We start from the raw sequence: 20,880 nt of genomic DNA, 5'->3' as shown, positions 1-20,880 counted from the left end.
GATGTCGGAATCGGATCTCCCGGACTCCGAAAACGAGCGGGGCAGCGCACGACCGGAAACCGGCATCGGAGGCGCCGCGGTTTCAGTCCCCGAGCTGGGCCTGGGCGCTGAGCCGGGCCAGGGGGCGGCCCAGTAGCACCAGGGGGAGGGCGATCACCGCAGCGGCCGCAGCGTAGGGCAGGCGCAGCGCTTCGGCGGTGGTCAGCCAGGGGCCCGCCGCGTCGGCCAGGGCGCCGCCGGCCAGCATGCCGAGTGCGCCAGTGCCCCAGGTGGCCATGCCGACGGCCGCGTTGACGCGGCCGAGCAGGTGGTCGGGGACGGCGCGCTGGCGCAGTGTGGACGCGGCCACGGTGAAGATGAGGACGCCTGCGCTGGAGCAGAACAGGGCGCAGGCGGTGACCGCGACGGTGGGGAAGGCCGCGGTTGCGGCGTAGCCGGCCGAGGCCGCGGCCAGGCCGGCCGCTGGCAGCCACCCGGGCGGCAGCCGGGACGACAGCGCGGCGCTGAAGTGGCCGCCGGCGATCCCGCCGACTGCCGCGGCGGCCATGAGCAGGCCGAATTGCGGTGCGGACAGCCCCAGCACGGATTGGGCGAACAGGACCTGGATGGCGGTGGCCATCGCGTAGGCGAGGTTGAGGGCCACCGCGGCGCCGACGAGGTGGCGCAGCAGCGGCGAGCGGGCGATGGCGGTGAACCCGGACCAGGGCGGGCCGGGCACGGCCCGCCGGGAGGGTTCGCTGCCGCGCAGCGGAAGCAGGAGGGCGGCGGCGAGGAGGCCCAGGGCCGCCGGCGCGAAGAGCGCCGCCGCGGCGCCCAGAGCCAGGGCGAGGCCGCCGGCCGGACGCCCCAGCAGCTCCTGGGCGGTGATCTCGGCGATGCGGAACCGCCCGTTGGCCGTATCGAGCTGGTCGCGCCGGACCAGGCCGGGGATGGCGGTGACCGCCGCGGTGTCGTAGACGACCTCGACCAGGCCGAGCGCGAACGCCGCGCCCAGGAGGAGGGGCACGCTGAGCCCGCCGGTGAGCGCGAGCACCCCGAGGGCGCCCCACAGCAGTGCGCGGGCGCAGGAGGCCGACGCCATAGCGGCCGTGCGCGAGACCCGGTCCACCAGCGCTCCGGCCGGGACCACCGCCACCAGCCACGGCGCACGGCCCGCGGCTGCCACCGCGGCGACCCCCAGGGCGCTGTCCGCCACTCCGGTGGCGATCCACGGCAGCACGATCAGCGCCACCCCGTCGGCCAGGTTCGACGCCCACGATGCCGCCCAGAACCAGCCGAACCGCCGTCCCAGCATCTGACTCGCCACCCGCCTCCTTGAGTATCAGGCGGCAGCGAACCTAGCAGTGCCGCAGGGGGAGGAGCACAGGGTTTTCCGCGGCGCCATTCGATGCAATCCCTCAACGGCTCCTTCCTGCTCGAAATATCTTTTTAGGGATTTTTTCCAACATCGAGTAATTCGTGAATAGCGGAGACGCGCGCCCGAGGTGCCGCTATTTTTCTCGCATGCCCTCCCAAGAACACGAATTCCCGCTCGACATGATCCGGCGGGCCCCGCGGGCTGCGGCCGACCTGCTCGCCGCTGCAGCCGGCGAACCGCTGCCCGACTACTCCAGGATCCGCTGCGACGCCAGCGACGCATCCACCACCGCACCGGTCGAGTTGCGCGTTGACAGCCTCACCGTGTGCGAGGACGAAGGCGAGGCGGCGCTTGCGATCATCACCGAGGTCCAGCGTCGAACCGATGCCGCGAAGAAATACACCTGGCCCGAATACGTCACGCTCGTCCGGGGGCGGTTGAAGTGCCCGGTCCGGCTGCTCGTCCTGGTCCCCGACCGCGCGACCGCCGCATGGGCGGGCGGTCCGATCGACCTGGGGTGCGGACAGGTGCGCCCGATCGCCCTGGACATGGACCTGCTCCAGCCGATCACCGACCCCGAGGAGGCCCGAGCCCACCCCGAACTGGCCGTCCTGGCCGCGGCCCACCAGCCCCAGCCGTCCGACGACGTCCTGGACGCCCTGCTCCCCGCCCTCGTCGCCGTCGACGAGTCCGCGACCAGCCTTTATTCTGACTATGTGCTCGCGGCACTGCCGGCCGCGGCCCGGAAGTACCTGGAGGATGCCGTGAACGCATCGACCTATGAGTACAAGACGGAGCTGTTCCGCCAGTCCTTCCATGACGGAGAGGTGAAAGGGAAAGCGGAAGGCAAGGTGGAAGGGAAAGCGGAGCTCGTTCTGGACATCGCGGCCAAGCGCGGCATCGCGCTGTCGGCCTCCGAACGCGAACGCATCGCCTCCTGCACCGACCCCGACCAACTGAGCACCTGGGCCCTGCGCGCCGCGACCGCAGCCACGGCCGGCGAGCTCTTCGCGTGAGCGGGGATCCGCAGGCAGCCGGTGACGCCGCGGACCGCTCCCGGCCCTGCCCCGGCACGAGTGAGGTGGCGGGCAGCCGCAGGACTGAAGATCCCTGGTACGAGTACAAGACGGAGCTGTTCCGCCAGTCCTTCCATGACGGAGAGGTGAAAGGGAAAGCGGAGGGGAAGGCGGAGCTCGTTCTGGACATCGCGGCCAAGCGCGGCATCGCGCTGTCGGCCTCCGAACGCGAACGCATCGCCTCCTGCACCGACCCCGACCAACTGAGCACCTGGGCCCTGCGCGCCGCGACCGCAGATGCCGCCCGCCCTCTCTTCTGATCCGCCCGGCGTGCCCGGGGCCGAGCGGCCCCGGGCACGCCCGTCCGCGCACACCGGCGGCGGGACAGGCGTCGACAGCGCGGGTTCGATCGGCAGGGCCGCGGCGCTCCGACGTATCCCACAGCCCTGCCGGCGGCTTCGCGCCGCCGCGTTCTCGACGGCGGCGCCCTCTCTGCCGGGGCCACGTGCCGGGTCGTGCTGGCGCTGCCTGGGAGCCAGGGGCGGTCTAGCGGGCGTCGGCGAGCAGCTCCTCGAGATTCCATACGCGCGCTGCGCCGTCCTGGCCTGCGCTGGCGAGCGTCGCCCCGTCGGCGGAGATCGCGACCGCGTGCACGGGCGCGCCGTGCCCTTCGATCGCGGCCAGAGCCTCTCCTGTTCCGGTGTCCCACAGCCGGACGGTGCGGTCGTTGCCTACGGTGGCCAGCAGTGATCCGTCCGGGGTGTAGGCCATGCTGTTCACTGTGGACGTGTGCCCTTTCAGCGTGAGGTGCCGCTCATTGGTCTGGGCGTCCCACACCAGCACCGTGCCGTCGGCGTCTCCGGAGGAGAACGTCGTGCCCTCGGGGGAGTAGGCGACCGCGTGTACCACGCTGTCGTCGTGGGCGCCGAATTTGTAGATCCGCTGACCGACGTCGAAGTCCCAGAGGCTGATGTCGGTGCTGCCGGCCACTACATACATTGCTCCGCTGGGATCGAACGCCACGGCGTTCGCATTGGACGGTGTCCCAACGGTGTCCAGGTGCTCGCCGGTTTCGGCGTCCCATATCCGCGCCGTGGTGTCCTGGCTTGCGCTGGCCAGCAGGCCGCCTTCGGTGCTGAAGGCGGCGTCGTGCACCGCACCCTCGTGCCCGGACAGCTCCTCGACGAGTTCACCGCTGCCGGTGTCCCAGAGGCAGACGGAGTGGCGGCAGCCCGCGGCGATGCGATCACCGCTGGGGGAGAAGGCCACCGACTGCACCCCGGGGGCCTCCATGGTGTGCAGTCGCTCGCCGGTCTGGGAGTCCCACAACTGCACGCCCCCCTCTGCGCCGGTGGCCAGCACCGCGGAATCGGGGCTGAACGCCACGCCTTGCACCGTGCCGTCGTGGTCGTCGAGGGTGAGCTCGGGCCGCGGCGACGTGTCCCAGGCGATCAGTGCGGCGGCCAGCAGGACGGCCGTCCCGAGGACTCCGCCCGCCCACGCGAACCTCCGTGTGCGGGAGCGGGGCGGCTGCGCCCGGTCTTCCAGGCGGGTGGGCGGGAGGAGACCGCTCTGCTGGAGCACGGCGGGACTGTTCTGCGGCCCGGTGGCTTCCTCCGCGTCCGCTGCGCGCGCCGCAATCTCCTCGGTGAGGTCGTCGGGCAGCCAGGGCTGCGGTTGCGCGTCATCCCGGCTGCCGGGCGGCTCCGCGGCGAGCCGCTGCAGTACGCGCTCCACGGTCGGTCTGTCCCGGGGATCCTTGGCGAGACAGGTGACGACCAGCTCGGCCAGTGGCTGCGGGACGCCGGACAGGTCGGGTTCGCCGTGCACGATGCGGTGCGTGATCGCATGGGAGGGCCCCTCTCCGAAGGGACTCCGTCCGGTGGCGGCGAAGACCAGGACGCAGCCCAGGGCGAACACGTCGCACGGCGGCCCGATCCCGCCCCCGGTCACCTGCTCGGGGGCCATGTAGGCGGCCGTGCCGAGCACCGCCGAGGTGCGGGTCGCTGCGGCGGCGTCCAGTGCGCGGGCGATACCGAAGTCGATCAGCCGGGGCCCGTCGGCGGCCACGATGATGTTGCCGGGTTTGAGGTCGCGGTGGACCACGCCCGCTGCGTGCACCGCGGCGAGGCCCTCGGCCAGGCCCGCGCCCAGCGCGGCGGTCGAGGCGGCCGGCAGCGGGCCGTGGCTGCGCACCGCCTCCAGCAGGGTGGGGCCGGTGATGTAGGCGGTGGCCAGCCATGGCGGATCGCCGTCAGGGTCGGCATCGACGACCTGGGCCGTGTAGAAGCCGCCGACGCGGCGGGCGGCCTCCACCTCGATGGTGAACCGGCGCCGGAATTCCGTGTCCCCGGCCAGTTCGGGGTGGGCGACCTTCACTGCGACCGTGCGGCCACCCGGTGAGGTGGCCAGCGAAACCGTCCCCATGCCCCCGACCCCCAGGCGCCGGTGCACGCGGTAGGGGCCGACGTGCCCCGGGCCGCCACTGTTCGGTGCGGTCGGAGGCCCTGCCTCTCCGGCTGCGGGGGCGTTGCTGCTCCCCGAACCCCGGCGGCGTACCCACACCAGGCCGGCCGCAACTGCGGCGATACCGATGGACGCAGCGAGGACGATCGCCCAGACGGGGGTGGACGTTTCCTCGGCGGCGAGGGTGATCGCCGAGTAGGGGATGCTGGAACTCATTTCCATAGCGTGACGCTAATGCCCCGCACCGCAGAAAGGCACCGCCCCGCACCTCTTCTGCGGCGGCCGTGCCGAGTTCGAGCGGATGCAGGTGCCAATCAGCATGGGCAAATGGAGCTGTCTGCCGACGACGGGATCGGCGCCGCAGGGCCAGCCGGGCTTCCCGCCCCGAGGGCAGGTGAGCTGAAGGCATGTAGTGCTCGGGGCAGAGCGTGGCAGACTCTGCCTGCAGGAGGGGGAGGCAGCCAATCGGTTCCATAGCGGAGAGGCGGAGCAGGGATGCGGGAGAACGGCCCGGCGGTCTGGAAGTACTTCGCTCCCGTGCGGGCCGACCCGAACCGAGTCGGCGAAATCCTCCGTTCGGAGGGGCTCGCTGAGCTCACCCGGGGGATGACCGACAGGGAATACTTCACGGCCGTCAACAATGCGCTCACCATGTCCCTGGCCGAGGTCGCTCACTGGAGAGTCTTCGCGGACAGCGTGGAGCAGGTATTCCCGTCACACCCGGGGAGCCTGATCGATCCCCGGATCCAGGCATCGACCCCTGAGCCGCAGCTGCTGTTCGATCCGCGCCACGAGGCTTCCTACCGAGCTGATCAGGAAGCCTTCATGCGCACACTGCTCCACAAGTTCGAGGCGGCGGTTGCGGAAGTCTTCCGGCACCCGTCCCGACCGCACCTGGAGGATCCAGAGCACCCGTACTACCCGATCCGGGATGCGCAGATCCGGTTCCAGCACGAGCACGGCGTCGGGAACCTCCAGGACTTCCAGACGGACATGCTTCGGTCGGGCAGGCAGCAGTTCGTTTTCATGCTCCTTTCGGCAGAACGGATCGTCGGCCCGTGGGGGGCGATGCGCAGCCCCGATGCGGGCAGCGACCCGCTGGCCCGCCCACCGGAGACCGTGGCAGACCTCGCCTCAGCGGTCCTGCACAACCTGCCGCGGGTACTGCAGACCATGCGGATCAGCCCGGGGGCTGTCGAAGCCGTCATCCTGGGGATGATCTCGCGCAAGCCGGGATCAATCGAGTTGATCAGAGACACCTTCGGCGAGGCTGCCCTGCAGGACTTCGAGGCGCAGTGGGACCGCATGCAGGAGAAGGACTTCTCCGACGACCTCTCTCGCGTCCAGGGCTGGAGCCTCGTCGGCGGGAAAAGCCTCCCGGACATCGCCCTCAACCTGTTTCCGACAGGGAAGGACAAGTCTGAAGGGCGCGCTCCCAGCGGGTTCCAGGTCGGCCCGAAGGGGCGCTGCCCGGCCCCTGAGGTGGAGCCCGTGGCGCGCGCTCTTTCCCTTGTGGGGCCGGACGGCAACCCCGATTGGGCCGTGCAGGCGCTGACGAAGTACCGGACACTGCAGAGATCCGGCCTGTTGCCGCACAGGGGAGCTGCGCGGGCGGCGCTTTCGACGGCGCTGGCGGAGACGATCCTGTTCACCACCGCCGTTCATCTCGGCAAACTGGTCGGTGGCCGGGCAACGGCCATGGGCCACGCGATGGCGGATTGCCTGCCGTGGGGGCGCGTGGCCGGGATCGGAGCGGAGCCGCGCCCCTTCCATACGGTCATCGGGAGCCCTGCACGGAGGCCGCGCTCCTCCGCGCCCACTCCACGGAAGGCTGGTCCTCCCGTGTTCCAGGCGGCTGCGCCGCGGCGGTGAGCTGACCCGTTTCCCCGGGCCGCAGACGCTGCCGGCATACCTGCTGCCGGTGTGCGGCAACGCCGGCGGGTCGCCCGTCCACGCCGTGCAGCGGCTCCGCAGCCCGGCATGCCCGCCCTGCCGGATCCGCAGCGGGCGCACCGCTGCCTGCACCGCACCGGCCAGCGTTGGCCGAGCCGCTCGCGGGCGCCGCACCCGCCGGCACCGGCCCCCTCCCTGTTCTCCCGGCCAATGCGACGTGTCCGGGCCCGTACCGCTGCGTGCGCAGCGGTGCCGGGAGGCAACCCAGCGCAGCTGGAAGACAGGCAGCAGCCTGCGCCCATCGGGCGGAAACGCCGGCGGTTGCGGGGATTCTGGGGGGGGCGTGAAGGGATTCGCCGATGAACGCCGCGTGTTCCTGTTTCCGGAACGTCAGAATTTATTGCGGTACGCGTATTGACTCCCTTGATTGGGCCTTCGTATCCTCGGTGGAACCTTAATCAAGCGAAATACTCCACTCTTTTTCGGTGAGCCCGGAGGCTCCGGCGAAGGGATTATTCGGCTTGGCAATGACGATGGCAGAGAAGATTCTGTCGAAGAAATCCGGAAAAACCGGCGCCCGCCCTGGTGACATTGTGGTGTGCGACGTCGACATGGCGGTGATGCTGGACCTGGGCTTCTCGATGCCCGGGCGCGAGGACCTGGTGCCGAAGTACGTCCGCGATCCCGAGGCGGTGGCGGTCATCCTCGACCACACGGTCCCGGCGCCCAGCGTGCACGACGCCGAAGGGCACCGCAGAGCCAGGGCGTTCGCCCGCGAGTTCGGCATCGAGCGCTTCTTCGACGTCGGTGCACACGGGATCTGCCACCAGGTGATCATGGAGAACGCCCTGGCGCTGCCCGGGTCGATCCTGGCCTGCTCCGACTCCCACACGATCGCCTCCGGAGCGCTGAACTGCCTGGCCCGCGGGCTGGGCCCGGTGGAGATCCTGCAGATCGTGTGCACCGGGCGCACCTGGTACAAGGTGCCGCCCACCATCCGCTACGAACTGGTCGGGGAGAAGCATCCCGACGTCTACGGGAAAGACATCTTCCTGCACATCGCCGGAAAGTACGGAAGTGCCGAGGGGTTCTCCATCGAATTCGGCGGCGAGTCCCTCGGTGTGCTTTCGATCGACGACCGGAGCACGCTTTCCACTATGTGCGCGGAAATCAGCGCCGAGTTCGCGGTATTCCCCTTCGACGCGGTCGTCGCCGACTATCTCGACGGCCGGACGGAAAAAGAGTTCGACCCCGTCGAGCCCGACGCCGGCGCCGAGTACGCGGCGGTCCGCACCGTCGACCTCGGTGCGATCCGCCCCGCCGTGGCCCGCCCCGACTCCATCCCCGGCAACACCCTCGATGTCGCCCAGCTGGTCGCCGAGGACGCCGGCATCGCCATCGACCAGGCGTTCGTCGGCTCCTGCGCCAACGGCAAGCTGGAGGACCTGCGCGTCGTGGCCGGCATCCTGCAGGGCCGGACGGTGAGCCCCGGCGTCCGCTTCATCGTCACCCCCGCCTCCCAGCGCATCTACCAGGAGGCGGCGGCGCTGGGCTACGTCGCGACGATCGTCGGCGCCGGCGCCGTGTTCACCAACTCCACCTGCGGCGCCTGCTACGGCGGCCACATGGGGGTGGTCGGCGCCGGCGAGGTCTGCATCACCTCCAGCACCCGCAACTTCCGCGGGCGGATGGGCTCTCCCGACGCCCGGATCTACCTGGCGTCCTCGGCGACCGTGGCCGCCTCCGCGGTGGCCGGGCGCATCGCCGACCCCGCCGACTACCCCGCCCGCCACCCGGCCGAAGGGAGTGCGCGATGAGCGGCGCACGGGGCGCCGTGCGGAGCGGCCGCGCCTGGGTCATGGCCGACGACAACATCAACACCGACCTGATCATGCCCTCGGAGACGTTCAAGAAGCCGGTCAGCGAGCAGGTCCGGCTCGTCTTCCGGGACTACCGGCCGGGCTGGGCCGAGGAGGTCGGCGAGGGCGACATCCTGCTGGCCGGGCGCAACTTCGGCACCGGCAGCAGCCGCCCCGCTCCCCAGCTGCTCCGGCTCCTCGGCGTCGGCGCGGTCGTCGCGGAGAGCTTCAACGGCCTGTTCTACCGCAACTGCATCAACTACGGGCTGCTCGCCCTGGAATGCCCCGGCGCGCCGGCCGCGGCGGCAGAGGGCGACCGGGTGGAGGTCGACGCCGAGGCCGGCACGCTGCGCGCGGCCGCCTCGGGCGCCGTGCTCCAGGGCACCGCCACACCCCCACTGCTCATGGAGATCATCCGGTCCGGCGGACTGCTGGAGCGCCTGCGAAGCGAAGGGTATGTCTGATGGGACCGCATCCGAGTCCGGCCCGGAAACTGCGAGAGCTCCTCGCCGAGGACGGCCTGCTGGTCGCCCCCGGCGCCTACGACTGCGTGTCGGCCCGCGCCGTGCAGCACTCCGGCGCCCGCGCCTGCTATATGACCGGTGCGGGGACGGCCGCGATGCTCGGCTATCCCGACTACGGGCTGGCCACCCTCACCGAGATGGCCGACAACGCCGGCCGGATGGCCGCCGCGATCGGCATCCCGCTGATCGCCGACGCCGACACCGGCTACGGCAACGAGCTCAACGTGATCCGCACCGTCGCCGAGTATGAGCGGCGCGGGGTGGCGGGGATCCACCTGGAGGACCAGGAGTACCCCAAGCGCTGCGGCCACCTCGACGGCAAGCGCGTCATCGGCCGGGACGCCTACCTGGCCAAGATCCGCGCCGCGGTCGGCGAGCGCTCCGACCCCGACTTCGTCATCATCGCCCGCACCGATGCGCGTGCCGTCCTCGGCTTCGACGAGGCCGTCGAGCGGGCCCGGCTCGCCCTGGACGCCGGCGCCGACATCGCCTTCGTCGAGGCGCCCCAGACGCCCGAGGAGGTCGCCGCAATCCCGGGGCGCGTCGGCGGCCCCTGCCTGCTCAACTCGGTGGCCGGCGGGAAGACGCCGGCTACCCCGTTCGCCGAGGCCGCCGCACACGGCTACGCCCTGTGCATCGTGCCCGGCATCACCGTCTCCGCAGCCCTGTCGGCCTGCGACCGCGCCCTGGCCGACATGTGGAAGCAGGACGGGACCCCGGCCGGCACGCCGCCGCTCACCGAGCGCTTCCGCCGGTTCGGCTCGGAGGACTGGGATGCCCTCCAGGCCCGCTACGCCTAGCAGCAGCCCCCCAGCGAAGGAAACGCCAGCCATGCCGAAGGACCAGCTCCGCGCAGGCGCACGGCCGTGCGCCCTCGGCCTGACGGCCGCACTCCTGCTGTCCGGGTGCGGCGCGTCGGGGCCCGTCGAATCGGCCGACGGCGAGCCCGACCGGTTCGACATCACCGTCACCCACTACCCCAGCGGCTACTACGGCCTGCCCTACAAGGTCGCGATCGAAGAGGGCTTCTTCGCCGCGGAGAACATCGAGATCGGCGAGATCATCCCCGGCGACGGCGGCGGAACAACGGTGCGCAACGTCCTCTCCGGCGACCTCGCCTTCGGCGACGTGGGCACCGCCGCCGCGGTCCAGTCCTTCCAGACCGGCGCTCCGCTGCACATCGTCGGCGGCTCGGTGCGCACGTTCGGCAGCACCTTCTACGTCGCCGGGCCCGGTGAGGACTTCGCCGCCATCGAGGACCTGAAGGGCCACCGCGTCGGCGTCACCAACCCCGGCTCCTCCACCGAGACCGCCCTGCAGGTGATCCTGGAGGAGCGCGGCCTGACCGGCGAGGTCGAGGTGGTGCACACCGGCGGCCCCGAAGAGGGCATGGTCATGCTGGAGCAGGGCGAGGTGGACGCCACTAACCTGGCCGAACCCCTCTACACCATCGAGGGCGGGCAGTGGTCGCCGGTCTTCGGGATCTCCGACTACCTCCCCGAGTTCCAGCAGAGCGTCCTGGTGACCTCGCCGCAGCTCGTGGAGGACAACCCCGGCCTCGTCGAGCGCTTCCTCGCCGCCCACGCCGCCGCCGTGGAGTGGATCGGCGCCAACCCCGAGGAGGCCGGCCGGCTGTTCGCGGAGTATGCCGAGGTCGACACCGAGGCGTCGGTCTCCTCGGTCGAGCGCCTGGCCGAGGAGGAGTTCTGGAGCACCGGCCTCGACCCCGAGGGCACCAACCAGGCGGTGCGCGGCATGCGGCTGTCCGGCACGCTGCCCGCCGACGAGCAGATCGAGTGGGACGGGCTGCTGCATCAGGAGCAGCTCCCCGAGGAGCTGCGCATCGACCCCTCCCGACTCGACTCAGGCGGCTGACCCCCCACACACCGGCAGGCGGAGGAACATGGAACCGATCATGGTCGTCGAGGACCTGACCAAGCACTACGACGGCGGCGGCACCGCTGTCGCGGCCCTGGACCGGCTCTCCCTGCACGTCGCCGAGGGCGAGTTTCTCGCGGTGGTGGGGCCCAGCGGCTGCGGCAAGACCACGCTACTGGAGATCCTGGCCGGGCTGCGCGCACCCACCAGCGGCACGGTCCGCGTCGGCGGCAGCCCGGTGGCCGGGCCCCGCTCCGAGATCGGCGTCGTCTTCCAGGAGGAGTCGACGTTCCCGTGGCGCACCGTGCGCGAGAACGTGGAGTTCGGCCTGCAGATGGGCGGCGTGGCCCGCGCCGAGCGTGCCGAGCGCGCCCGCCGGATGATCGCGGTGGTGGGGCTGGACGGCTTCGAGGACGCCTATCCCCACCAGCTCTCCGGCGGTATGCGCCAGCGGGTGGCCATCGCCCGCACGCTGGTCACCGAGCCCTCCATCGTGGTGATGGACGAGCCCTTCGGCGCACTCGACGAGCAGACCCGGCTGATCATCGGCGGTGAGCTGCGCGGCATCGCGGCGCGCACCGGCGCCACCGTGCTGCTGGTGACCCACAGCATCCAGGAGGCGGCGCTGCTGTCGGACCGGGTCGTGGTCCTGTCGGCGCGCCCCGGCCGCATCAAGGCGGTGGTCGAGAGCCCGCTTCCCAGCCCCCGCGGTGCCTCGGCGCTGCTCACGCCGGAGTTCGCCGCCATCACCCAGCAGTTGTGGTCCTGCCTCGAAGAGGCGTCCCTGGTCGACGCGGGCCAGCCGCCCGCCCGGCAGTGAGGCGGGTGGCCCCATGCCTGCCGCACTCACCCGCACCGTGATCGTCGTCGCCCTGGTCGCCGGCTACGAGGCGGCCACCCGCCTGCAGCTGCTCGACCCGTTCACCTTCGTACCGCTCACCGACATCGTGCTGCGGCTCAGCGCCGACCTCGCCGACCCGGAGTTCCGCGCGCTCCACCTCGTGCCCACGCTCGCGCAGGTCACCGGAGCCTTCGCGCTGTCCACCGCCGCCGGAATCGCCTTCGGCGTCCTGCTGTGGCGCTCCGACCTGCTCCACCACGCCGTGCAGCCCTACCTGCTGCTGCTGTACGCGATCCCGTCCTTCGTGCTCTATCCGGTCTTCATCAGCGTCCTGGGCATGGGCAGCGCCGCCGTGATCCTCGCCGCCGCGCTGTCGGCGGTCCCCGCGGTGGTGCTCAACACCGCGCTGGGCTTCCGCCAGACGCGCAGCAGCCTCGTCAAGGTCGGCCGCGCCTACCGGCTGTCCGCGCGCCGGATGCTGGTGTACGTGCTCTTCCCGGCCGCGTGGCCGCAGATCTTCACCGGGCTGCGCCTGGCGGCGGTCTACTCCATCATCGGGGTGATCGCCACGCAGTTCATCCTGTCCGCGCAGGGGATCGGCTTCAACGTCTCCTACCAGTACAACAACTTCGACCTGGACGGCATGTACGCGTCGATCCTGCTGATCCTGGCCTTCGCCATCGCGATCACCACGGCGCTGCGCTACGTGGAAGGCAGGCTGCGCACATGACGCGATCCCCGGCCGGTGACCCCCGGGTCCGCATGGCGAGCCGCATCGCCGTGGTCCTGGTCCTGATCGGCTCCTGGCAGCTGCTCCACCTGGCGGTGGGCGAGCGGGCGGTGGCCTCTCCGGCGCACGCCGGCGCGGCCCTCGCCGCCAACCTGGGCGCCTGGGCCTCCGACATCTCCACCACGCTGGGCGCCCTGCTGCTGTCGTTCGCCATCGCCGCCCTGTTCGGCACCGCGGCCGGGCTGGCGATCGGTATGAGCGACTACTGGACCCGCGCCCTCAATCCGCTGCTGCTCGTGGCCTACTCCATCCCCAAGGTCACGCTCTACCCCGTCTTCCTGCTGGTGTTCGGCCTCACCCTGCAGGGGCGCATCGCCTTCGCCGTGCTGCACGGCATCCTGCCGATCATCATCATCTGCGTGGAGGCGGGGCGGACCCTGCCCGGCGTCTACACCAAGGTGGCCCGCTCGCTCCGGCTCACCCGGCGGCAGAAGATCCTGCAGGTCTACCTGCCCGCGCTGCGCCCCCAGGTGGTGGTGGCGCTGCGGCTGGGCTTCAGCCTGTGCTTCCTGGGCCTGCTGCTGGCGGAGATGTTCGCCTCCTACCACGGCCTGGGCGCGCGGCTGCTGCACTACACCACGCTCCAGCAGTCCGACCAGGTGCTGGGCGTGATCTCGCTGGTCGTCTTCACCGCGTTCCTGGGAACGTTCCTCTTCGTCCTGTGGCAGGAGCGCCTCGAGTCGCGCACCGGAAAGGTCGCGGTGAACCTGTGAGACCGCAGCAGAGTCCCCGGTCCCGCCCGCCGCAGCAGGGGCGGTGCCATGGCCGCTGACCACTCGCGGGCCACCCTGGCCACCGTGGAGCGGGCCTGCGACGTCCTGGCCGCCTTCGCCCGCTGCGGCCGCCGCGACCTCGGCGTCACCGAGATCGCCCTCCAGCTCGACCTGGCCAAACCGGTGGTGCACCGGCTGCTCACCACCCTGGCCGGGAAGGGGCTGCTCACCTGTGACGGCGAGACCCACCGCTACCGGCTGGCCGCGGGCTCGCTGCGCCTGGGCATGGCCTACCTCGCCAACGTCGACGTCCGCCAGCTCGCGCTGCCCCGCATGCGGGAGCTGTCCGCCCGCTCCGGTGAGACCGTCACGGTCTCGCTGCGCAGCGGGTGGACCCGGGTCTACATCGACCAGGTGCCCGCCGCCCGCGAGGTGCGCATGTCGGTGGAGCTGGGCAGTCCGGTCCCGCTGCACGCCGGGGGCTCCTCCAAAGCGCTGCTGGCCTTCCTGGAGGCCGGGGACCGGGAGAAGTACCTCAACGCCGGACCGCTGAACGCCCTGACCGGCATCACCGTCACCGACCCGGCGGCGCTGCGCCGCGACCTCGACGCCATCCGCGACCGCGGCTACGCGGTCAGCTTCGGCGAGCGCCTCGCCGGCGCCGCCAGCATCGCCGCGCCCGTCCTCAACCACCGCGGCCAGCCCGAGGCCGTCGTGTCGGTGTGCGGGCCGGTCGACCGCTTCGGCCCGCACGCCGAGGAGATGGCCGGCCCGCTGCTGGCGGAGACGGGTGAGCTCTCGCGCGCCCTGGGCTATGAGGGCGCTGAACCGCCCGCCGGGTAGCGGGCCCGCTCAGCTCTTCGCCACCGACCGCACTTCGGGGAAGGCGTTGTTGCGGAAGGCGTCGACGAACAGGGCGTGGTCGGCGCGGGCCTGGGCGGCGTAGGCGTGGGCGAAGCGGGTGCACCAGCCGGTGAAGGCGGTCTCGCGGCCGGCGAGGACGGCGGCGATGGCGTCTTCGGTCTGTCCGGGGACGAGCGTGGCGTCGGCATCGGCGTCGGAGACGCAGTGGGCCTTGGCGGTGGCACGGCCCAGGTCGGCGAGGACGGGGCCGATCTGGTCGGGTTCGGTCAGGCCGCTCCAGTCGAGGTCTTCGGTGTAGGGGGAGACCTCGCTGACGACGAAGCCGCGGCCGCCGATCTCGGTGTGGCCCAGCAGCGGGTCGGCGTGGGCCTGCAGGGCGCGCTGGGAGACGGCGGTGCGGTGGCCGTGGTGCAGGAAGTGGTCCATGATGCGGCGGTCGGTGACCACCCGCGAGGGCGCGGCGACGTTGCCCTGCTTGATGGAGAGCACCCGGTCGTTGTCCCACGCCTCGGAGGTGCCCTCGATGAGGGCGGTGTAGGCGGGCAGGCCGGCCGAGCCGATGCCGAATCCGGCCGAGCCGACCAGGTCCTTGATGCGGTAGTGCAGCGGGGCGAAGCGCTTGTCGGCCGGAATGGTGCTGACGTAGGCGTCGAAAGCTGCGGTGACCTCGGCGTGCTCCTGCTCGCCGAGGCGGCGGGCGCGCGGGCCGGGCCGGAAGCGGCGCTCGAAGCCGTCACGCTCGGTCATCGCGGCCAGCATCTCGAAGCGGCTGTTGAGCCGGGCCCGCTGCAGGACCTCGTGCACGGTGCCGGCGGTGCTGTCGGTCTTGAGCGAGAACGCGTCGTCGCCGCCGTGCTCGGCGAAGGTGTGCACCTGGGCGGTGTAGGCGCCGGCGTAGTGCGGGACGAGCGCGCCGATGTCGTCGTCGGACAGCGCCTTCTGCCAGCCCAGCAGGGCGACGCTGGCGCACAGCCGCAGCACGTCCCAGGTGAAGTGGCCCAGGTAGGCCTCGTCGAAGTCGTTGACGTCGAAGACGAGGCGGCCGGTGGAGTCCATGTAGGTGCCGAAGTTCTCGGCGTGCAGGTCGCCCTGGATCCAGGTGCGGGAGGTGCGGTCGTCGGCCCAGGGGTCCTCCATGGGGGCGACGTCGGCGTAGAACAGCGGGGCGCTGCCGCGGTAGAACGCGAAGGGGTCGGCGGCCATGGTGCGGAAGCGGGTGCGGAAGGCGTCGGGGGCGTCGGCCATGAGGTCGGCGAAGGAGGTGCGCAGCGTGTCCACGATGGTGTCGCGCCGGCTCGGCGAGCGGTCGGCGGGGGCGTCGGGATCGAACATGGCGCCCATCCTGGCAATGCGGGGGCCCCGCCGCGACCCGGCGCCGGGGCCCCGGCCGCGGAGCCGGCGGCTTCACCGCCGGCTCCGCGGTCCGGTGAAGGGCTTGTCGCCGCGGTGTTACGCGCCGAACCGCGGCGGTAACGGCGGTTCCCTACGCTGAGCGGCGTTTCGCGCTATCCATCGGAAAGGGCGCTGCCGTGACTGCAAACCCTGCCACCCCCCGGCGCGGGCGCTGGATCGATCACTGGGATCCCGAAGACCGCGGCGCCTGGGAGGCGACGGGCCGCTCGGTTGCGCGGCGCAACCTGTGGGCGTCGGTGTTCGCCGAGCACCTCGGCTTCTCGGTGTGGTCGATCTGGTCGGTGCTGACGCTGTTCATGGTGCCCGAGACCGGGTTCGGCTTCTCGGCCGGCCAGAAGTTCCTGCTGGTGTCGATGGTGACGCTGGTGGGTGCGGTGCTGCGGGTGCCCTACACGCTGGCCGTGCCGCTGCTGGGCGGGCGCAACTGGACGGCGGTGTCGGTGCTGGCGCTGCTGGCGCCCACCGGCCTGGCGATGGTGCTGATGCAGCGCCCCGACACCCCGTTCTGGGTGTTCCTGCTGCTGGCGGCGACCGCGGGCCTGGGCGGCGGCAACTTCTCCTCGTCCATGGCCAACATCAACTTCTTCTTCCCCGAGCGGGAGAAGGGCCTGGCGCTGGGCCTCAACGCCGGCGGCGGCAACATCGGGGTGCCGGTGGTGCAGCTGGCGGGCCTGGCGGTGATCGCCGCGGTCGGCCTGGGCGGCGGCTGGCTGCTGGCGGCCCTCTACATCCCGCTGCTGCTGGCCGCGGCCGCGGTGTCCTGGGCGCGGATGGACAACCTGGCGTCGGCGCGCACGGATGCGGGCGCTCAGCTGGCCGCGGTGCGCGACCGCGACTTCTGGATCATGGCGCTGCTCTACGTCGGCACGTTCGGCTCCTTCATCGGGTTCTCCTTCGCGTTCGGGCTGCTGCTGCAGAACCAGTTCGACCGCACCCCGCTGGAGGCTGCCGCGGTCACCTTCATCGGCCCGCTGATCGGGTCGCTGATCCGCCCGGTGGGCGGCTGGCTCGCCGACCGGTGCGGCGGCGGCCGCGTCACGCTGTGGACGTTTGCCGCGATGGCCGCCGGCACCGGGCTGGTCCTGGCCGCCTCGGCGGTGGGGTCGCTGGCCGTGTTCACCGCGGCGTTCGTGGTGCTGTTCGTGCTCACCGGGGTGGGCAACGGCTCCACCTACAAGATGATCCCGGCGATCTATGCCGCCCGTGCGGCCTCCGCCGAGGGGGACCGGGAGACTGCCGCAGCCCACTTCCGGCGGGTCTCGGGCGCGGTGCTCGGGCTGGTCGGCGCGGTCGGCGCGCTAGGCGGGGTCGCGATCAACCTGGTGTTCCGCCAGTCGTTCGAGGCGACCGGCGGCGCGGCACCCGCCTACGCGGCGTTCCTGGCGTTCTACCTGGTGTGCGCGGCGGTGACGTGGGCCGTCTACCTGCGCCGCCCGCGCGCGGCGGCCGCCGCGCGCGCCGGAGCGGCGGCGGGCACGCCGTGACCCGCACCCACTGCCCCTACTGCGCGCTGCAGTGCGCCATGCACGTCGAGCCCGCCGCCGGGGAGGCCGGCGGCTGGGCGACACGGCCGGCCGACTCCGACGTCAACCGGGGCGGACTGTGCCGCAAAGGATGGACGGCCGGCGCGCTGCTCACCCACCCCGGCCGGCTCACGTCGCCGCTGATGCGGGCCCGGCGCGGCGCGCCGCTGGAGCCGGTGGACTGGGACACCGCGCTGGACGCGGTGGCCGGCCGGCTGCGCGCGCTGCAGCGGGCCCACGGCGCCGACGCCGCAGCGGTGTTCGGGTCGGGTTCGCTGACCAACGAGAAGGCCTACCTGCTCGGCAAGTTCGCGCGGCTGGCGCTGGGCACCTCGCGCATCGACTACAACGGGCGCTTCTGCATGTCCTCGGCGGCGGCCGCGGGCAGCCGAGCGTTCGGCCTGGACCGGGGCCTGCCGTTCCCGGTCGCTGACCTGGCCGGCGCGGGGGCGGTGCTGCTGGCCGGCGCCAACCCGGCCGAGACGATGCCGCCGCTGATGGGGCACCTGTCGGCGCCGCAGCTGATCGTGGCCGACCCGCGGGAGAGCGCCACCGCCCAGGCCGCGCTCCAGCGCGGCGGCCTGCACCTGGCACCGCGCCCGGGCAGCGACACCGCACTCGCACTGGGCCTGCTGCACTGCGCGCGCCGCGAAGGGCTGCTGGACGAGGCGTTCATCGCCGAGCGCACCAGCGGCTTCGAGCGCGCGTGGCAGGAGGCGGTGGCGTGGTGGCCCGAGCGCACCGAGCAGGCCACCGGAGTGCCGGTGCACCGCATGGTCCGGGCGGCGCGGCTGCTGGGCGAGGCCGCGGCCGGCGCGGGCGCCTACGTGCTCACCGGTCGCGGCACCGAGCAGCACGCCAACGGCACCGACACCGCCTCGGCCTGGATCAACCTGGCACTGGCCCTGGGGCTGCCGGGCCGGCGCGGTTCGGGCTACGGCTGCCTCACCGGGCAGGGCAACGGCCAGGGCGGCCGCGAACTGGGCCAGAAGGCCGACCAGCTGCCCGGCTCCCGGCCGCTGGCCGACCCCGCAGCGCGCGCCGCGGTGGCCGCGGTGTGGGGCGTGGACGCCGATGCGCTGCCGCAGCCGGGGGTGAGCGCGTTCGAGCTGCTGGACTCCCTGGGGCGCGCCGGCGGCCCGCGGGCGCTGCTGGTGTTCGGCTCCAACCCGGCGGTGTCGGCGCCGGACGCGGCCCGGGTGCGCGCCCGGCTGGCGGCCACCGAGCTGCTGGTCGCCGCCGATTTCGTGCTCTCCGAGACCGCGGCGATGGCCGACGTGGTGCTGCCGGTGGCCCAGTGGGCCGAGGAGGAGGGCACCCTGACCAACCTGGAAGGCCGGCTGCTGCTGCGCCGCAAGGCCGCCGACCCGCCTGCCGGGGTCCGCACCGACCTGCAGGTCCTGTCCGGGCTGGCGCAGCGGCTCGGCCGCAGCGCCGCGGAGTTCCCCGACGACGCGGGCCGGGTGTGGGAGGAGGTGCGCGCGGCCACCTCGGGCGGCGCTGCCGACTACTCCGGGGCCGACCGCTCCCGCCTGGAGGCCGGCGCGGCCCTGTACTGGCCGCTGCTGCGCCGGAGTGCCGGCGGGGCCGCGCAGGGCGGTCCGGCACCGGGGACGCCGCGCATGTTCCTGGACCGCTTCGCACACGCCGACGGGCGCGCCCGCTTCACCGCCGCCGCCCACCGGCCGCCGGCCGAGGAGCCCGACGCCGACTACCCGCTGCAGCTCACCACGGGCCGCACCATGGGCCACTACCAGTCCGGCGCCCAGACCCGCCGCATCGCCGAGCTCGCCGCCGCCGAACCGCACGCCTGGGCCGAGATCCACCCCGACACCGCGGCCGCGGCCGGCCTTTCGGCGCCGGGGTGGGTGCGGCTGTCCTCCCGCCGCGGCACGATGCTCGCCCGACTGCGGTGCAGCCCCCGCATCCGCCGCGGCACCGTCTTCGTCCCCTTCCACTACGGCGGCGCCCAGACCGCCAACGACCTCACCAACGCCGCCCTGGATCCCGTCAGCCGGATGCCGGAGTTCAAAGCCGCCGCCGTGCGCGCCGAAGCCGCGCCGCCGCCCGGCACCGCTGCCGCTGCCCCCGGAGGTGCGCGATGACATCCAGCGCCCCGCGCCGCATCGCCGTCGTCGGCAACGGCATGGCCGGCGCCCGCTTCGCCGAGGAGGCCGCCCGCCGCGACCCGGAGGGGCGGCGCGTGCAGCTGAGCATCGTCGGCGCCGAACCCGGCCCCGCCTACAACCGGGTGCTGCTGCCCGGCGTCCTCGAAGGCGCCTACCGCGCGGACGGCATCGCCCTGCCCCGGCCCGCTGCGGGTGCCGCCTCCTGGCGCACCGGCACCACCGCGGTGGCGCTCGAACCTGCGGCGCGCCGGGTGGTCCTCGACGACGGCGGCCACCTCGACTACGACGACCTCGTGCTGGCCACCGGAGCCCGCGCCGCGCTGCCGCCGCTGCCCGGGGTGCGCGCCGCCGACGGCGGCCCCGGCGCCGGCGTCGCCGCCCTGCGCACCCTGGCCGATGCCGCCCGGCTGCAGGCACTGGTGCGGGCCGGCGCACCGGCCGTGGTGCTCGGCGGGGGCGTGCTCGGGCTGGAGGCGGCCCGCGCACTGGCCGCGGCCGGGGTGCGGGCGGCGGTGGTGGAGTCCTCGCCCTGGATCATGCGCCGCCAGCTCGACCGGGCCGGCGCCGATGTGCTGGCGGGCGCCTACGCCCGCCTGGGCGTGGCGGTGCACTCCTGGCGGGTGGCGGCGCGCTGGATCCCGGGCACCGGCCTGGAGCTGGACGACGGCCGGGTGCTGGCCGGCGACGCGCTGGTGGTCACTGCGGGCGTGCGCCCTGCGGTGGAGCTGGCCGAGCAGGCGGGCCTGGCGGTGGACGGCGGCGTGGTCGTCGACGACCGGCTCGCCACCAGCGATCCGCGTATCCACGCCATCGGCGACTGCGCCCGCCATCCCGGCGGCGGCGCCGGCCTGGTCCAGCCCGCCTACACCCAGGCGGGCGTGCTGGCCGACCTGCTCACCGGCGCCGACCCGGCCGCCCGCTACACCGGCGCGCGGCCGCTGACCCGGCTCAAGGCCACCGGCATCGACCTGATGGCGATGGGCGACCCCGGCTCCGACGGCGCCCCGCCCGGACCGGAGGGCGGCGCAGCAGGGGCGGACACGGTCACGGTGAGCGATCCGCGGCGCGGCCGGTATGCGCGCCTGGACGTGCGGGGCGGGCGCATCAGCGGCGCGGTGCTGCTCGGCTTCCCCGACGCCGCCCCGGAGGTCGCGCGGCTCTTCGAGTCCGGTGCGGCGGTGCCGGAGGACCGGCTGGCACTGCTGCAGGGGCTTCCCGCGGCCGTGCCGGACGGCGGCGAGACGGGGGAGGACCTGCCGGTGTGCCGGTGCAACGGGGTCACCCGCGAGGGGATCGAGGCGGCGTGGCTGGACGGCGCGCGCACCCGAACCGCGGTCGCTGAGGTTACCCGCGCCACCACCGGCTGCGGCGGCTGCATCCGCGATGTCGACGCCCTGCTGGCCGGATTGGAGGCCCCGAAAGCCGGGCGGCAGGCCGCCCGGTAGCCGCGGTCCGCCGGGGGGCCGGTCACTCGGCGGCCGCCTCACCCGGCGGGTTCGCGAGCGGCCCGGTGCAGGGCGCGTCTGGCGAAGGCGGGGAAGGTGCCCGCGCGCGGCCCGTTGCGGGCTGGTGCGGCGCAGCGCGGCCACGGTGCGGGGCCCGGGCCCGGCACCG

General features: G+C 73.1%; 17 protein-coding genes. 14 read left to right on the top strand and 3 right to left on the bottom strand.

The annotated features are described in order from the left end of the window. Positions 1–82: 82 nt before the first annotated feature. Entirely contained in the window at positions 83–1,306 is a 1,224-nt protein-coding gene (locus ACYVGT_RS04960) for an MFS transporter (protein ID WP_460855204.1), read from the bottom strand. Positions 1,307–1,503: 197 nt separating this feature from the next. Between ACYVGT_RS04960 and ACYVGT_RS04955 the strand changes: the two genes are divergently transcribed. Both ACYVGT_RS04955 and ACYVGT_RS04950 read left to right on the top strand, forming a co-directional pair. Then, complete coding sequence (locus ACYVGT_RS04955) at positions 1,504–2,373, top strand: hypothetical protein (protein ID WP_460855203.1); 870 nt, start codon at positions 1,504–1,506, stop codon at positions 2,371–2,373. After that, a complete protein-coding gene (locus ACYVGT_RS04950) occupies positions 2,370–2,693 on the top strand; it encodes a hypothetical protein (RefSeq protein WP_460855202.1) in 324 nt (107 codons plus the stop codon). Before ACYVGT_RS04955 ends, ACYVGT_RS04950 begins: the two co-directional genes overlap by 4 nt. A gap of 226 nt (positions 2,694–2,919) precedes the next feature. Here the strand turns inward: ACYVGT_RS04950 and ACYVGT_RS04945 are convergent, their stop codons facing one another. Then, the gene (locus tag ACYVGT_RS04945; RefSeq protein WP_460855201.1) at positions 2,920–5,061 is read right to left on the bottom strand and encodes a WD40 repeat domain-containing serine/threonine protein kinase; all 2,142 of its coding nucleotides are present in this window, start codon (positions 5,059–5,061) and stop codon (positions 2,920–2,922) included. Between the two features lie 273 nt (positions 5,062–5,334). On the opposite strand from ACYVGT_RS04945, the gene ACYVGT_RS04940 reads away from it, so the two are divergent. The 9 genes from ACYVGT_RS04940 (at position 5,335) to ACYVGT_RS04900 (ending at position 14,180) form a co-directional block, all read left to right on the top strand. After that, complete coding sequence (locus ACYVGT_RS04940; RefSeq protein ID WP_460855200.1) at positions 5,335–6,711, top strand: hypothetical protein; 1,377 nt, start codon at positions 5,335–5,337, stop codon at positions 6,709–6,711. A gap of 554 nt (positions 6,712–7,265) precedes the next feature. Beyond that, the gene (locus ACYVGT_RS04935) at positions 7,266–8,549 is read left to right on the top strand and encodes a 3-isopropylmalate dehydratase large subunit (protein WP_460855199.1); all 1,284 of its coding nucleotides are present in this window, start codon (positions 7,266–7,268) and stop codon (positions 8,547–8,549) included. Next, on the top strand, positions 8,546–9,055 hold the full coding sequence (locus ACYVGT_RS04930; RefSeq protein ID WP_460855198.1) for a LeuD/DmdB family oxidoreductase small subunit: 510 nt from the start codon (positions 8,546–8,548) through the stop codon (positions 9,053–9,055). The genes ACYVGT_RS04935 and ACYVGT_RS04930 overlap by 4 nt, the downstream gene beginning before the upstream one ends. Continuing rightward, positions 9,055–9,915 carry an isocitrate lyase/PEP mutase family protein gene (locus tag ACYVGT_RS04925; RefSeq protein WP_460855197.1) on the top strand — a complete coding sequence of 287 codons (861 nt, stop codon included), beginning with the start codon at positions 9,055–9,057 and terminating at the stop codon, positions 9,913–9,915. Before ACYVGT_RS04930 ends, ACYVGT_RS04925 begins: the two co-directional genes overlap by 1 nt. A 31-nt stretch (positions 9,916–9,946) precedes the next feature. Beyond that, positions 9,947–10,990, top strand: a complete 1,044-nt coding sequence (locus ACYVGT_RS04920; RefSeq protein WP_460855196.1) for an ABC transporter substrate-binding protein — start codon at positions 9,947–9,949, stop codon at positions 10,988–10,990. Positions 10,991–11,018: 28 nt separating this feature from the next. Next, positions 11,019–11,813: an ABC transporter ATP-binding protein gene (locus ACYVGT_RS04915; protein ID WP_460855195.1), complete on the top strand. Its 795-nt coding sequence runs from the start codon at positions 11,019–11,021 to the stop codon at positions 11,811–11,813. Positions 11,814–11,826: 13 nt separating this feature from the next. Beyond that, positions 11,827–12,564, top strand: coding sequence for an ABC transporter permease (locus ACYVGT_RS04910; protein WP_460855194.1), 738 nt, complete (start codon positions 11,827–11,829; stop codon positions 12,562–12,564). Next, complete coding sequence (locus ACYVGT_RS04905) at positions 12,561–13,337, top strand: ABC transporter permease (RefSeq protein ID WP_460855193.1); 777 nt, start codon at positions 12,561–12,563, stop codon at positions 13,335–13,337. The genes ACYVGT_RS04910 and ACYVGT_RS04905 overlap by 4 nt, the downstream gene beginning before the upstream one ends. Positions 13,338–13,385: 48 nt before the next feature. Next, on the top strand, positions 13,386–14,180 hold the full coding sequence (locus ACYVGT_RS04900; RefSeq protein WP_460855192.1) for an IclR family transcriptional regulator: 795 nt from the start codon (positions 13,386–13,388) through the stop codon (positions 14,178–14,180). Between the two features lie 9 nt (positions 14,181–14,189). On the opposite strand, the gene ACYVGT_RS04895 is transcribed toward ACYVGT_RS04900, so the two are convergent. Further along, positions 14,190–15,533 (bottom strand): DUF2252 domain-containing protein, encoded by a 1,344-nt coding sequence (locus ACYVGT_RS04895; RefSeq protein WP_460855191.1) that lies wholly within the window; start codon positions 15,531–15,533, stop codon positions 14,190–14,192. Between the two features lie 197 nt (positions 15,534–15,730). Here ACYVGT_RS04895 and ACYVGT_RS04890 point away from each other — a divergent pair, with 197 nt between their 5' ends. From ACYVGT_RS04890 to ACYVGT_RS04880, 3 genes are read left to right on the top strand one after another with little or no spacing between them, the layout of a single operon-like run. Then, on the top strand, positions 15,731–17,098 hold the full coding sequence (locus ACYVGT_RS04890) for an MFS transporter (protein WP_460855190.1): 1,368 nt from the start codon (positions 15,731–15,733) through the stop codon (positions 17,096–17,098). After that, positions 17,095–19,242 carry a molybdopterin oxidoreductase family protein gene (locus ACYVGT_RS04885; protein WP_460855189.1) on the top strand — a complete coding sequence of 716 codons (2,148 nt, stop codon included), beginning with the start codon at positions 17,095–17,097 and terminating at the stop codon, positions 19,240–19,242. The genes ACYVGT_RS04890 and ACYVGT_RS04885 overlap by 4 nt, the downstream gene beginning before the upstream one ends. After that, positions 19,239–20,711: an FAD-dependent oxidoreductase gene (locus ACYVGT_RS04880; protein WP_460855188.1), complete on the top strand. Its 1,473-nt coding sequence runs from the start codon at positions 19,239–19,241 to the stop codon at positions 20,709–20,711. The genes ACYVGT_RS04885 and ACYVGT_RS04880 overlap by 4 nt, the downstream gene beginning before the upstream one ends. Positions 20,712–20,880 lie beyond the last annotated feature (169 nt).

It is taken from the genome of Nocardiopsis coralliicola, from assembly GCF_054779695.1.
The sequence above is the reverse complement of the archived record's forward strand: the minus strand, read 5'-3'. Positions and strand labels throughout refer to the sequence as shown.

Excerpts from the sequence above, each read along its gene's own strand:
- ACYVGT_RS04905 (WP_460855193.1), top strand. The coding sequence starts at position 12,561 with ATGACGCGATCCCCGGCCGGTGACCCCCGGGTCCGCATGGCGAGCCGC.
- ACYVGT_RS04915 (WP_460855195.1), top strand. The coding sequence starts at position 11,019 with ATGGAACCGATCATGGTCGTCGAGGACCTGACCAAGCACTACGACGGC.
- ACYVGT_RS04935 (WP_460855199.1), top strand. The coding sequence starts at position 7,266 with ATGGCAGAGAAGATTCTGTCGAAGAAATCCGGAAAAACCGGCGCCCGC.
- ACYVGT_RS04955 (WP_460855203.1), top strand. The coding sequence starts at position 1,504 with ATGCCCTCCCAAGAACACGAATTCCCGCTCGACATGATCCGGCGGGCC.
- ACYVGT_RS04900 (WP_460855192.1), top strand. The coding sequence starts at position 13,386 with ATGGCCGCTGACCACTCGCGGGCCACCCTGGCCACCGTGGAGCGGGCC.
- ACYVGT_RS04930 (WP_460855198.1), top strand. The coding sequence starts at position 8,546 with ATGAGCGGCGCACGGGGCGCCGTGCGGAGCGGCCGCGCCTGGGTCATG.
- ACYVGT_RS04895 (WP_460855191.1), bottom strand. The coding sequence starts at position 15,533 with ATGTTCGATCCCGACGCCCCCGCCGACCGCTCGCCGAGCCGGCGCGAC.
- ACYVGT_RS04910 (WP_460855194.1), top strand. The coding sequence starts at position 11,827 with ATGCCTGCCGCACTCACCCGCACCGTGATCGTCGTCGCCCTGGTCGCC.
- ACYVGT_RS04945 (WP_460855201.1), bottom strand. The coding sequence starts at position 5,061 with ATGGAAATGAGTTCCAGCATCCCCTACTCGGCGATCACCCTCGCCGCC.
- ACYVGT_RS04920 (WP_460855196.1), top strand. The coding sequence starts at position 9,947 with ATGCCGAAGGACCAGCTCCGCGCAGGCGCACGGCCGTGCGCCCTCGGC.
- ACYVGT_RS04940 (WP_460855200.1), top strand. The coding sequence starts at position 5,335 with ATGCGGGAGAACGGCCCGGCGGTCTGGAAGTACTTCGCTCCCGTGCGG.
- ACYVGT_RS04925 (WP_460855197.1), top strand. The coding sequence starts at position 9,055 with ATGGGACCGCATCCGAGTCCGGCCCGGAAACTGCGAGAGCTCCTCGCC.
- ACYVGT_RS04880 (WP_460855188.1), top strand. The coding sequence starts at position 19,239 with ATGACATCCAGCGCCCCGCGCCGCATCGCCGTCGTCGGCAACGGCATG.